We start from the raw sequence: 12,284 nt of genomic DNA on the forward strand, positions 1-12,284 counted from the left end.
TACGCATATGTCTTCGTCCAGCGATGTCCATCCGGGTCCAGGCGCCGTTGGCCTGGAGGCGAGTGCGCTCGACACCACGTCGGCGCGTACCCAATGGGCAAAGCAACTGCGGATCCGTCGGATCGCGCCGGGCGACCCGCTCGGTGACGTACTGCAGCTTCGCCGTGAAGTCTATTTCCAGGAGCGTGGCCTGCAGCCAGACGCCGACGTCATCCCGCATCGCCACAGTCGCCGCGTCACCGACGGACTGGATGCGTCCGGTACCACCCTGGTGGTCGAAAGCAACCAGCAGGGTGTGGCCACCCTGCGTCTGCATGATTTCAGCTCGCTGGCTGCCCAGGTCGAGTACGGCAGCCTGTTCCAGCTTGACGCCTTCGCCAGGAGCTGGCCGCTGCATGCCTTGGCGGTGGCCACCCGCTTCGCGGTCCAGGCTGACCAGCGTGCCAAACCGGTGGTCCAGCATCTGTTCCAGGAACTCTATCGCTGGGGCCACGAGTCCGGCATACGCTTCTGCATGATTGCCTGCGAGCCGTTCCTGCACGATGTCTTCGAACACTTCGGTTTTCGCGAGTACCTGCCGCCGGCGATCCTGCCCGGTGGCGTCGACCTGCTGCGTATGGTCCTGGTCATGGAAGAGGCCCCGCGATGGCTGGAACGCTCGGCGCGGCTGGACCGCGAAGAACTGGGCGAACCCCACGACCAGACGTCACGTCACTGGCTCGAACGCACCTTCAGCGCGCTGCGCTAGCAATACGGCTCATCTCCCGCGGCCAGCGCGAATCGCGCGACCGCCACCTGCTTCTCAAGTAGGCCAGCGGCCGATAGTTGTGTTGCTGTTCTATTCGCAGCAATAACGCACTCGCCCGCGCGGTGATATGAAGCAACGTCCGCCTGATCGCACGCCCCGCATGATGCTCGCGTTCGAAAGTTCCTGCTGCCGAGAAGTGAGTATCCAGAGCTAAATGATTTTTACGGCACATTTAGTAAGGCGCCTGAGCCGCTCTCCTTTTAGATAAGTGAGCTAAATCTCTATAGTGTGATAAGTGATAAATGAGGGCAAACACGGGCTATTTCGATAATCTCGAATGATGCAGATTACAATCACTTTTACATTTGCAACGACATGCTGTTTTTCCGTCAATCTTTGGTAAATCTTGCGTTACCCTCGAATGGTCGAGTGCCAATCAAAAAGACGCTCGCATGATTCGCCTGGTCTGCCAGGCTCGGATTTGAATTACAGAGGGAGAGCTGCATGACGATTACCAAGAAACTGCCAGGCGCGATCAAGATCGCGCTGTTCACCGGTGCCGCAATGGCCACCAGCACCGCGCTTGCGCAGGATGCGCCGCCGGCTTCCACGGAAGCCACCACGCTGGATCGCGTGGAAGTAACCGGATCCCGCATCCGTCAGGTCGACAAGGAAACCGCTGCGCCGGTGCTGACCATCGATCGCGCAGCGATTGAGGATCAGGGTTTCAACAACGTGGCGGAAATCCTGCAGAATGTCTCGGCATTTGGTTCGCCCCCCATCAGCCGCACTGATCCGCTGCAGTCAGGTGAAGCTGTCGGCGGTCAGTACGTGGATCTGCGTGGTCTGGGCTCTCAGCGAACGTTGGTGCTGGTCGACGGCAAGCGCCTGGGCATCACTAATGGTGGGCGCCAAGACGTCGCATCAATCCCAGCCGCTGCTGTTGAACGAATCGAGATCCTCAAGGACGGTGCATCCTCGATCTACGGGTCCGATGCGATGGCCGGCGTGGTCAATATCATTACCCGCAAGAACTTTGATGGTCTGGAAGCCAATGCCTATCTGGGTCAGTACAGTCAAGGTGATGGTCAACGTCAGCAATACAGCTTCCTGATGGGTACTTCGGGTGATCGCGGCTCACTGACCGCTGGTGTCGAGTACACCAAAGAGGACCCGGTCTGGACCAAGGATCGCTGGTTCAGCCGTACCAGCTATCCGAGCTATGAAAAAGGTGACCGGCTGAAGTTCGATGGGTCGGGCACCATCAAGGATGGCGCGATCGTTACGCCGGACGGCAACATGACGCTAGACCGCACGACCAGTAACTACGATACCAGCGATATCAACAATTTCCGGCCGACTGACGCCGATGGCCTGGATGCTACATTTCCTGCCTTGGCATCGACGCTGCAGACGGGCGTCGAGCGCAAGTCCGCATTCCTGAACGGTACCTACAACATCACTGATGATGTGCGTTTCAGCACCGATTTTCTGTATACCGATCGTGATTCGTTTGCCCAGAACGCAGGTTATCCATATCGCTCAGCCTCATGGGGCACCCCGCTGTCGGGCGAGAGCGTGTTCAATCCTCTGGGTGAAGAAGCAGAGTTCATTCGTCGTGGTTGGGAAGTACCACGCGGTGTATTCAACAATCTCACTACCTTCCGATGGACCGGCACACTGGCTGGCTCATTCCAGATTGGTGAACATTTCTGGGACTGGGATGCCGGCATGCTGTACAACCAGAACAAGGGCACCCAGGTCAGTACCGGCAATCTGAACACCGCCAACGTAGGACTTGCGGTCGGCCCTTCCTTCATCAACGCTGCGGGCCAGGTGCAATGCGGTACCGCGGCTGATCCGATTCCGTTGGGCATAGGTCCAGGTAACTGCACGCCGTGGAACCCGCTAATTCCTGAAGGTGTCCAGGGCTACAACGGTTTGGCCGATCCCGCCGTACAGGCATATCTCTATCAGCCGGGACAGGCGGTGTCTGAAACCACGACCCGGGATTACTTCGCCAATCTCTCCGGCTCGCTCGCGACCTTGCCGGCAGGCGATCTGGGCATGGCGGTCGGTATCGAGCATCGCAATGAACGCGGCTCGTTCTCACCCGATGCACTGGCGCAGACCGGTATATCCACCGATCTGGCCTCCGGCCCGACCGCAGGTGGCTATTCGCTGGACGAAGCGTATCTGGAATTCCTGGTGCCGGTGCTGGCTGATGTACCCGGTGCGCAGTTGCTGAGCTTTACCGCTGCAACTCGCTACTCCGATTACGACACCTTCGGCGATACCCTGAACAGCAAGTTCGGCTTTACCTGGAAGCCGGTTGATTCCTTGCTGGTACGCGGTACCTGGGCTGAAGGTTTCCGCGCGCCTTCTGTGGCCAGTCTTTATGGAGGCACGTCGGACAGCTTCGCTTACTATAGTGATCCCTGCGATACAGCCTTTGGCGAAGCCGCTGGCAATTCCCGCTGCCTGCAGGACGTTCCAGTGGACTTCCGTCAAGCAGCGAATCGAGTGCCGCCGGTCTCCGCAACTGCCACTGATCAATCCAACATTCCGTTTCGATCAGGTGCGAATCCGGATTTGACTCCGGAAACTTCCGAGTCACAGACACTCGGCCTTGTCTGGAGCCCAAGCTTCGCCCGCGGACTCAACGCCGCGCTTGACTGGTGGAAAATCAGGATCGATAACACCATCGTTGACGACAGTCCTACCGACATACTGGATGACTGCTACCTGCGAGGAATCGAATCGCGTTGCAGCGGTAAGTTCACCCGTGATCCGGTGACAGGCGCCATCACCAGCATGGCCTACAGTGAGCGCAACGCTGGCTATCGGGAAACTGAAGGTTTTGATCTTGATTTGAATTATGCGTTGGATACCGACTGGGGCCGATTCGACCTGCAATCGCAGTCGACCTATGTGGTGAAAAGCGAACTGAAGACCGATAACACGGACTCACCTCCGCAGCAGTTGAATGGCTTTGGTGGCGATTTCCGTTTACGCAGCAATCTCGCCTTGGGCTGGACGCGGGGTGATTTTGGATTGACCTGGAACATGCGTTACTACTCCGGCGTCAAGAGTGGCTGCCTGAGGGATCCGGATGGCAAATTTTACGAGGGTCGTTGCAGTCTGCCTGAGTTCACCGCGCCGGATCTCAATGGTGAGATATCTGCCCAGAATGAGCTGGGTGCCAATACCTTCCATGACCTCCAGGTTCGCTGGAATGCACCGTGGAACGGAACTGTTTCATTGGGCATCAACAACGTGTTCGACCACAATGCCAATGCCGACTATGACACCCCGAGCTCCGGCTATGCCTATTACGGGGGCTATGATATCGGTCGTTTCATGTACATGAAGTACCAGCAACGCTTCTGATTCCGATTACGGAACGGTTGTAAAGTTGACAATGACATGGCCCCGAGAGGGGCCATGTTTTTTATAGAATTTGATTGTTATCGGCCTTGTCCCGGATGCTTGGAAGTGATTTTGGGATTGCACGAATACAAAACTAATGTTCGCACTTTTCAATAGCGCTTATATTCAGTACTGAAGTATGTCTGCCAGGGTATAAACATTTAGACGTGCTACGCTCTAGGTGCTCCGCGGTCTTGCGGACGGCTGGAGCAATAACTGTCGTAGTTAACAAGGAGAGTTGAAATGGAGATGCGAAATATATATGTCGGGATGGCCGCGGTTGTTTGCGCGGCAGGTTCTTTGTTGTATGTCCCTGAAGTCAGTGCTGGTGATGTCAGTAATGCGTCGCTCGCATGCTATGTCGATACGAGGGCTTATGATCAGCTGACATCAGACTACTGTGCCTCCGGCTGGCGACCGGGCGATCCCAATCCAACCACTGCACATTTCGAGGTTATTGGATTGACGCCCGGAAGTTACAGTTTTACCTGGAATTCTTCCTGCGGAACGGGGGCGTGGTGCAACAAATCCATCACCAAGGACACGAGTAAAGGAGTACCTGTCACGCTCTCTGTCCTGATAAGGGATAACGCTACCGGAAGGACAAAGACCGTTAGTGCGACTGCCGAATATATTGATATGTGGAGATGACGCCCTAGTGCATCAATGCTACCTGCATGCACATGTCATGCAGGTGGTCATGTTCAATCGTAACTCGATCAATCGACGGTGCTTTTCTCGGCTGCTGTCACATCGCTGGTTGCCGCCTCGGCAGCCTCCGGGCTGACGCGTTCGATGGTGTGGCGCAGTTCGCGGCCGAGGATGGCCTTGGCGTCTTTTGCCCAGGCATCGAGGCGTTCGTCGAATACCAGTTTGCTGTTCTCATCCGGCCAGACCAGTTTCATTTCACGCATCTTTTGGATGAAGCCGCGGAACAGGGTGCGGTCGAAGAATTCCGGCGCCGCTGGCGCGTACAGCAGGCTCAGGCGTTGCGCCGCTTGTTGGCACAGGCTTTCCAGTTCGGCGGCGCCGAGCTTGCCCGGGCCATTTTTCACCAGCACGCTGATGGCGATGTAATAGCGCTCGAAAGCCTGTTGCAGTGAATGGCCGATGGCGCGCAGGCGGAACACTTCGTCGCTCTGGCCAGCGCTGCGGGCGAGGATGCCGCCGTCGTCTTCGTTGACCAGTTGCAGCAGGCCTTCGCGCAGGAACAGGTCGATGGTGCGCTCCATCCGCTGCACGAACTCATCCTCGGTCCACGGCAGGAACAGCTCGGTCTGCAGGAACGGATACAGGCCGCGGCCCAGTCGCAACACGCCGCTGCGGCTCATCCGCCGGTTGTTCTGGAAGCAGCAGGCAATCCAGGCCGAAGCGGTAAACAGATGCAATACGTTGTTGCGGTAGTAGCTCATCAACACCGCGGTGTCGTCGTCGTACACCTTCAATACATCGCCCAGCGGGTGCTTGACCCGGACCAGCGCGTTGATTTCCTCGCCGTGGGCGATGATCCGATCCGGACTGTGCGGGGTGACGGTAACCCGGTCCGAGTACGGCAGTTCGGCGAGTACGGTCTTGCACAGTTCGATCTGGGCGACCAGATCGGCTTCACTCATCGCGTGCTTGGGCGTGGACAGCAGTGCCAGCGCCAGCAGGTTGATCGGATTGACGTCGGCGGCACGGTTGATGTTGACCTGGATCTGGTTGGACAGGGCATCGACGGTGGTCGACAACCAGGCCGGCTTTTCGTCCTCGCCGACTGGTGCGCCATCCCATTCCGGGGCATGCTCGGCCAGGGTTTCACTCAAGGCGATGGGCTCGCCGAAATTGACCACGACCTGGCCGAAATTCTGCCGCAGGATTTTCGGCAGGCTCCACAGCAGGCCCCAGATGGATTCTTCTTCCTTGGGGCGGCCACTGAGTTCGTGCAGATAGCTTTTGCCTTCCAGCAGTTTTTCGTAGCCGATGTAGACCGGCTGGAACAGCACCGGCTTTTTCGGTTGCCGCACGAAGGCGCGCACGGTCATCGATATCATTCCGCCCTTGGGTTGCAGCAGCCGGCCGGTGCGCGAACGCCCGCCTTCGATGAAGTACTCGATCGAATAGCCGCCAGCGACCAGCTGGCTGACGTACTCGGTGAACACCGCCGAGTACAGCGGATTGCCGCGGAAGCTGCGACGGATGTAGAACGCGCCGCCCTTGCGCAGCAAGGTGCCGACCACGGGCAGGTTGAGGTTGACGCCGGCGGCGATGTGCGGCGGCACGATGCCGCGTTCGTACAGCAGGTAGCTCAGCAGCAGATAGTCCATGTGGCTGCGGTGGCTTGGCACGTAGACCACTTCATGGCCGGGCGCAGCTTCCTTGAACTTGTCCAGGTGATGGACCAGCACGCCATCGTAGATCTTGTTCCAGACGTGGCTGAGCAGGAAGCTGGCCGAGCGCACCACCGGGTTGGAATAGTCGGCGGCGATTTCCCAGGCGTAGGCATGGGCCTTCTTCCAGGCGTCCTCGGGCTTGGACTTGTCGCGCTTGGCCTGCTCGGCGATGGCCTGGCGCACTGGCTCCGAGGCCAGCACCTGATCCACCAGCAGGCGGCGGGTCGACAGATCCGGGCCGATGATGGCCTCGCGGATGCGATGGAAATGAGTGCGCAGCACGCGCGACAACTTGCGCACGGTGCGTTCGGGATCCAGCCCGTCGCGGACGGCCTCGTCGACGGTGCTGCGCAGCGATACCGGCGGCGCAAAGCGGACGATGGTGCTGCGGCCGTTCAACAGGACCGCCAGCAGGCGCCGGAAGCGGCCGACGATGGCCCAGTTTTCCGAGAACAGCACCGAAAACCAGCCGCTGGCCTTGTCCGGGGCACGGCCGACGAAAATCGACACCGGCACCAGCTGCACATCCAGCTGCGGATTGCTGCGATGGGCCTGCAACAGCCGCGCCAGCGAGCCGGAATGGCTCTTGGTGCTGCCTTTTTCCGGAATCAGGCTGTTGGCGTTGCGCCGCGACAGCGCCACGTACGAGCGCTTGCGACCCAGCGGGTCATTGGGCAGCGGCATCGGCACCAGCGGCGACGGCAGACCGGCATCGCGGCAGGCGCGATCCAGGATCAGCGCATTGGACAGACCGTAGTCTTCCAGGACGTAGCAGACCGGGCGCGAGTCGATCAGCTCCATCGGTGCCTGTGGCTCGATACCCAGCCCCAGCCATGGATCGGCCAGCCAGCCCATGAAGCGTGCCCACCAGGGCCGGCGGGCGGCGCGCACGGGCGCGCGCACCATCGGTTCGGGTGTGCTGGCAGCAGGCGCCGGCGCGGTGGGCTGCGGATTGGCCGGCGCAGGCGGGCTTGCTTGGCCGTCCGGAAAGGGCAGGGGTTCTTGTTCGGGCATCGTGGGCATTATGAAGCAGGCCGCCGGTCCGGCGGCAATCCGGTTCAGGAAGCGCGGGCCAGCGGGGCGCTGTCAGCTTGCTCGGGATCACGCCCCGGACGCTGCAGTTCCGGCGGTGGCGGTACCGCTGGCGTCGGTGCCGCGGGATCCGGGACGGGCGGACGGGCCTGCTCGGCATCGTGCAGGTAATCACTCAGATACCAGTGATTTGCGCGGCGTTGCATGCGTACCACGCTGTCGATCTCGCGATCGCCCAGGGGATAGTGGATGCGGACACTGGCCTCATCGCCCTGCTGTTGCAGCAGGCCGGTGCGCAGGTTGGCCAGGCTGGTGTCCAGCGGCAGGCCGTAACGGGCAAAGCTGGCTTTCATTTCGGCGAAGAAGGGCGCCAAGCGGCGCAGTGTGTCGGTCATGCCGGCGCTGCGCACCTGTTCTTCACTGCTGATGCCGGTCTGGCGGGCAGCGGCGGCCAGCCGCTTGATGGTGGTGGTGGCCAGTGCGCGATCACCAAGCGGAGCCTGCTGGCCCCAGGCGCTGAGCGCGCCGATGACCTGCACGTAATGCTTGCGTTCGTTGTCGCTGTAGTCGCCTTCCTTGCTGACGTATTGCTGGCCGAACAGGCCCAGCGAGCGCGCGGCGTTCTTCAGGTCGCGGGTCTGGCCGGCGAACTGCTTGTCGAAGGTGGCCTGCAGGCGGGCCTCGGCGCCGGGCTGTGACAGTGCGATCACCATCGGGATGATTTTCTGGTCCAGCGGCAGCTCGGTCAGCGGCCAGCGGCTGCGGCCCTCACGCCAGGCCTGCTCCAACTGCGCATGGTCCTCGGCCGGGACCGCGGCACGGGCAAACCCGACCAGGTCATTGCGCTGCACGTAATCGACCAGTTCACGCACGGTCGCCGCCGGTTCGGTGCTGCCGCCAGCCAGGGGGGCTGGCGCGGCCGGCTCCTTCTGGCAGGCGCTCGACGCGGCAAGCAGGACGGCCAGTGCCAGTGCGGGCAGGCCGCTGCGGCGATGGGTATCAGCGCGTTCGGACATGGTCTGGGGTTCCCGGGTTCGACGGCATCTTGGCGGCTAGCCCGGCGCAGGGCAAGGCGGCATGGCATGGCTGTGACGCGGGACATAAAAAAGGAGGCCATGCATCCTCGCGGAGCAGCGGGCCTCCTGAAGTCCGGCCGAAGCCGGAGGACAGTGTTGTGGCACATTTCCGGCCGGAACCGGACCGGGCAAGCCTACGCCCCCATCAAATTTAATGCAACACTTTAATTAAAGTGATCTAATTAATTGAATTTATTGAAATATTCTTCGATTTCCAGTTGCATCGCCTGGGCCGCCGCGCGGGGATCGCTGGCCTGGCTGATCGGCCGACCGACGACAATCGCGGTCGCGCCGCGCTCGAAAGCTTCGCTGACGCCGACCGTACGCTTTTGATCATCACCGCCACCGCCGCCAGGGCGGATGCCCGGGCAGACGATGTTGAAGTCGTCGCCGCTCGCTGCCCGCAACAGCGCGGCCTCCTGGCCGGATGCGATCACCCCATCCAACCCGGCAGCCTGTGCAGCCTTGGCACGTTGCACGACGATGTCAGCTGGTTCGCCGTCGATACCCATTTTTTTCAGATCCTGGGCATCCATTGAGGTCAGCACGGTGACCGCCAGCAGGCGCAGGTCGCCGGCGCGTGCATTGGCGGCGGCTTCCAGCATGGCCGAGTGCCAGCCGTGGACCGTGCAGTAGTGCACCGGCCAGCGCGACAGGCCGCGGATGACCCCGGCCACGGTCGCCGGGATATCAAAGAACTTGAGGTCGACGAACACCTTCTTGTCGCGCTTGGCCAGCGCTTCCAGCACCGGGAAGTAGTCGCCGGAAGCCAGCAGCTCCATGCCGATCTTGTAGAAGGAGACGGAATCGCCAAGGCGGTCGACCCAGGCCAGCGCATCGGCGCCGCTGGCCGCGTCCAGGGCAAAGATCAGCCGCTCGCTCGGGTCCAGTGGCAGCAGCTTGCCAGGCTTGGTGGTACTCATCGTGCCAGCTCCAGGGCGGCGCGCTTGGCCTGGCTGCGGGCCTGCGGTGACTGTTGCCAATCATTGTTGAACAGGGCCGGTTCCCAGGAACCGTAGCTGGGGTTGGGCAACATCCACCAGCGTTCGCCAAACCAGTCGCGGTAGTTGTCGTACAGCGCCTTGCGCCCTTCGCGGGTATTGGCGGGGACCTCGACGAAATCGCCAATCTGATCGCCGAACTGCATCAGCACCCGGTACTTCTGTCCGGCCAGCTTGCGCCGGCAGCCTTTCTCCGAACCCTGCTGCTCGCAGCCCGGCAGCACCGTTCCCAGACCCAGGAACACGCTGTCATCAGCCACCGGCAGGCCCTGTTCGCGCAGGTTGGCCAAGGTCGCTTCCTTCAGGTGCACGGCGCGATTGGAGATGTAGAGGATGGTGACCCCCTTGGCAGTGGCGGCACGGGCGAAATCGAGTACGCCCGGCACTGCCTTGGCCTTCTTCTCCGCCACCCACTGGTCCCAGCTGAGGTCGTTGTATTCCTTGCCGTCGGCAATCAGGCGGGCCTGGTAGGGCGAGTTGTCGAGCACGGTCTCGTCCACGTCCATGATCACCGCCGGCTTCAGTCCTTTCAGCTCGTTGCCGCGCTCGTCCGGGGCCAACGCGTCCCAGTGCTTGTGCTTGAGCGCGGCGTCCAGGTGATCGGCGGCGGCGCGATAGGTCTGGGTGCTGAGCGCGGTGTATTCGACCGAGGTCTGGATCCAGGCCACCGCGTTGAGATTGTCGTGTGCGGTCAACTGCTGCTGCAGCCGGTCTTCGGCCGAGGTTTCCTGGACCGGCCGTGCGTTGCTGGCGACCGCCGGTGCCGGTGGGTCGGCCGGTTTGCAGGCGGACAGCAGGACACAGGCCAGCAGACTGGCCGAAAACACATGTGGGCGCATCACGAAAACCGGTTTTGCTTGAGATGCCGCGATTTTAGCCGAGCGCGGCGGCCGCCGCTGGCCGGCAGCTATGCTAGGGGCCAGCATCAGGAGCCCCATCATGACCGAAACCAATGAATCTTCCGCCCCCGACAGCGCCCCGCCGGCCTTGCCCGAGCTGTCGCCGCTGCTGGCGCGATTGCTGGGCTGCCTGATCGAGAAGGAAGCGACCACCCCTGACAGTTACCCGTTGACGGTCAACGCGGCGGTCTCGGCCGCCAACCAGAAGACCGCGCGTGATCCGCTGATGTCGCTGCAGCCGGGGGCGGTCAACCATGGCCTGCGTGAGTTGGAAGCGCTGGGACTGGCCCGGCAGGTGTTTTCATCGCGTGCCGAACGTTACGAACACCTGGCCGGCAAAGCCTTCAACCTGCCGCGCCAGCAAGTGGCGCTGCTGGGCCTGTTGCTGCTGCGTGGACCGCAGACGCTGCACGAGCTGCTGGCGCGCAGCGAACGGCTGTACGCCTTCAGTGATGCGGAGGAGGTCCAGCACCAGTTGCAACGCATGGCCCAGCGCGAGCCATCACTGCTGGTGCAGCTGCCGCGTGGCCCCGGCCAGCGCGAGGATCGCTACATGCATCTGTTGAGCGGTGACATCGATCTGCCGGCGCTCAATGAGCGTATTGCCGCCACCGCAGCGGCGCCGGCTTTCAGCCTGCAGTCCCGCCTCGAGGCGCTGGAAGCCGAGGTGCAGGTACTGAAACAGCAACTGGCCGAACTGCTGGAGGCGAAGTCCTAGCTATCCGATGCCGCGGTCAACCGCTACACCGGTAGCGGCTGCTCCGGCACCAGCATGGCCAGATCGGTCACCCCGACATCCGCGCCTGCCTGCGACAGCAGGGTCGTGATCTGGCCGCGATGATGGGTCTGGTGGTTGAACAGATGCGCCAGCACGCCGGCCAGCGATTTGCGATGGGGCTGGCCGCGGGTGTCGTGATAGACCAGCCAGCCGTCCTGCAGGTCGTGGCCGCGCAGGCCATCGACCCACGCGATGATGATCGCGTCCAGCCATTGCCGGCGTTCGGCCAGACCTGCCAGGTCGGCGAACAGCTGCTGATCCAGCCGGGCCGGCAACGGGATGGCATCCAGTGGCTGCAGCGCCGTGGCGTGATCGGGACTGGCGCCGAGGCGCTTGAGCCACAGGGTGTCGGCCACCAGCAGGTGATTGAAGGTGCCCAGGATTGAACCGAAGAACGCGCCGCGTTCGGCGCTCAGCGCTTCGGCGGGCAAGCTCGCCGAAACCTCGAGCAGTTTCTGGTTCATCCACTGGTTGTAGCGCGCCAGCAGCGCGAAATGTTGCTGGAAGTCCATGCCGTTCCTCGTTCAATCCGGGCGCTGGCTGCTGCGCAGCAACAGCAGGCTGCCAATCACCACGCCGACCAGTGCAGCCGCTGCGCCCAGGGCGGTGGCCATCGCCAGGTCCACCAGCAGGGACGAGCCGGGATTGGCATCGGCACTGCCGGCCATGACCCAGCGCAACGCCACTGCCAGCGGCACGCTCGCCGCAATCAGCAGCGATATGGTCCAGAAACGCGCGGTGCCGAATGCACGCAACAGCAATGCAACCACCGTCACCGCGGCCAGCCCCGGGCCGAGCAACGCCGATGGCAGGCCGGCCTGTCCACCAGGCAGTTGCCAGTATTTGAAGCCGACCCCGATCAGGGCGATGGCAAATCCAATCGACAACCAGGCTGGACTGCGGCGGGTCATCCCATCATTCCTTGCAGTGATCGATGCAAAGGGTACAC

The 12,284-nt window shown here is 61.8% G+C and carries 10 protein-coding genes; 4 read left to right on the forward strand and 6 right to left on the reverse strand.

From position 1 onward, the window contains the following. The first annotated feature begins 7 nt into the window (after positions 1-7). The 3 genes from ABB29_RS13250 to ABB29_RS16430 all read left to right on the forward strand — a co-directional run bounded on the left by ABB29_RS13250 (position 8) and on the right by ABB29_RS16430 (position 4,828). Positions 8-748, forward strand: a complete 741-nt coding sequence (locus ABB29_RS13250) for an N-acyl amino acid synthase FeeM domain-containing protein (protein WP_057659850.1) — start codon at positions 8-10, stop codon at positions 746-748. Positions 749-1,252: 504 nt separating this feature from the next. Then, a complete protein-coding gene (locus tag ABB29_RS13255; RefSeq protein ID WP_057659851.1) occupies positions 1,253-4,138 on the forward strand; it encodes a TonB-dependent receptor plug domain-containing protein in 2,886 nt (961 codons plus the stop codon). 282 nt (positions 4,139-4,420) lie between these two features. Continuing rightward, entirely contained in the window at positions 4,421-4,828 is a 408-nt protein-coding gene (locus ABB29_RS16430) for a hypothetical protein (RefSeq protein ID WP_157062655.1), read from the forward strand. Positions 4,829-4,896: 68 nt separating this feature from the next. Here ABB29_RS16430 and plsB read toward each other — a convergent pair whose 3' ends face one another. The 4 genes from plsB to ABB29_RS13275 form a co-directional block, all read right to left on the reverse strand. Continuing rightward, a complete protein-coding gene (plsB, locus tag ABB29_RS13260) occupies positions 4,897-7,572 on the reverse strand; it encodes a glycerol-3-phosphate 1-O-acyltransferase PlsB (protein ID WP_057659852.1) in 2,676 nt (891 codons plus the stop codon). 35 nt (positions 7,573-7,607) lie between these two features. Next, positions 7,608-8,597 (reverse strand): hypothetical protein, encoded by a 990-nt coding sequence (locus tag ABB29_RS13265; protein ID WP_157062656.1) that lies wholly within the window; start codon positions 8,595-8,597, stop codon positions 7,608-7,610. Positions 8,598-8,839: 242 nt separating this feature from the next. After that, positions 8,840-9,580: an orotidine-5'-phosphate decarboxylase gene (gene pyrF / locus ABB29_RS13270; protein ID WP_057659855.1), complete on the reverse strand. Its 741-nt coding sequence runs from the start codon at positions 9,578-9,580 to the stop codon at positions 8,840-8,842. Beyond that, the gene (locus ABB29_RS13275) at positions 9,577-10,497 is read right to left on the reverse strand and encodes a 5'-nucleotidase, lipoprotein e(P4) family (RefSeq protein ID WP_157062657.1); all 921 of its coding nucleotides are present in this window, start codon (positions 10,495-10,497) and stop codon (positions 9,577-9,579) included. The genes pyrF and ABB29_RS13275 overlap by 4 nt, the downstream gene beginning before the upstream one ends. A 100-nt stretch (positions 10,498-10,597) precedes the next feature. On the opposite strand from ABB29_RS13275, the gene ABB29_RS13280 reads away from it, so the two are divergent. Then, positions 10,598-11,275, forward strand: a complete 678-nt coding sequence (locus ABB29_RS13280) for a YceH family protein (RefSeq protein ID WP_057659859.1) — start codon at positions 10,598-10,600, stop codon at positions 11,273-11,275. A gap of 23 nt (positions 11,276-11,298) precedes the next feature. Here the strand turns inward: ABB29_RS13280 and ABB29_RS13285 are convergent, their stop codons facing one another. Together ABB29_RS13285 and ABB29_RS13290 are read right to left on the reverse strand one after the other, a co-directional pair. Beyond that, on the reverse strand, positions 11,299-11,847 hold the full coding sequence (locus tag ABB29_RS13285; RefSeq protein WP_057659861.1) for a DinB family protein: 549 nt from the start codon (positions 11,845-11,847) through the stop codon (positions 11,299-11,301). 12 nt (positions 11,848-11,859) lie between these two features. Next, a complete protein-coding gene (locus ABB29_RS13290) occupies positions 11,860-12,246 on the reverse strand; it encodes a hypothetical protein (RefSeq protein ID WP_057659863.1) in 387 nt (128 codons plus the stop codon). Positions 12,247-12,284 lie beyond the last annotated feature (38 nt).

This window comes from Pseudoxanthomonas dokdonensis, from assembly GCF_001431405.1.
Lineage (GTDB): Bacteria > Pseudomonadota > Gammaproteobacteria > Xanthomonadales > Xanthomonadaceae > Pseudoxanthomonas_A > Pseudoxanthomonas_A dokdonensis.

What these genes read in the sequence shown, in the direction of transcription:
- ABB29_RS13250 (WP_057659850.1), top strand. Translation starts at nt 8, where the DNA reads ATGTCTTCGTCCAGCGATGTCCATCCGGGTCCAGGCGCCGTTGGCCTG.
- ABB29_RS13255 (WP_057659851.1), top strand. Translation starts at nt 1,253, where the DNA reads ATGACGATTACCAAGAAACTGCCAGGCGCGATCAAGATCGCGCTGTTC.
- ABB29_RS16430 (WP_157062655.1), top strand. Translation starts at nt 4,421, where the DNA reads ATGGAGATGCGAAATATATATGTCGGGATGGCCGCGGTTGTTTGCGCG.
- plsB (WP_057659852.1), bottom strand. Translation starts at nt 7,572, where the DNA reads ATGCCCACGATGCCCGAACAAGAACCCCTGCCCTTTCCGGACGGCCAA.
- ABB29_RS13265 (WP_157062656.1), bottom strand. Translation starts at nt 8,597, where the DNA reads ATGTCCGAACGCGCTGATACCCATCGCCGCAGCGGCCTGCCCGCACTG.
- pyrF (WP_057659855.1), bottom strand. Translation starts at nt 9,580, where the DNA reads ATGAGTACCACCAAGCCTGGCAAGCTGCTGCCACTGGACCCGAGCGAG.
- ABB29_RS13275 (WP_157062657.1), bottom strand. Translation starts at nt 10,497, where the DNA reads ATGCGCCCACATGTGTTTTCGGCCAGTCTGCTGGCCTGTGTCCTGCTG.
- ABB29_RS13280 (WP_057659859.1), top strand. Translation starts at nt 10,598, where the DNA reads ATGACCGAAACCAATGAATCTTCCGCCCCCGACAGCGCCCCGCCGGCC.
- ABB29_RS13285 (WP_057659861.1), bottom strand. Translation starts at nt 11,847, where the DNA reads ATGGACTTCCAGCAACATTTCGCGCTGCTGGCGCGCTACAACCAGTGG.
- ABB29_RS13290 (WP_057659863.1), bottom strand. Translation starts at nt 12,246, where the DNA reads ATGACCCGCCGCAGTCCAGCCTGGTTGTCGATTGGATTTGCCATCGCC.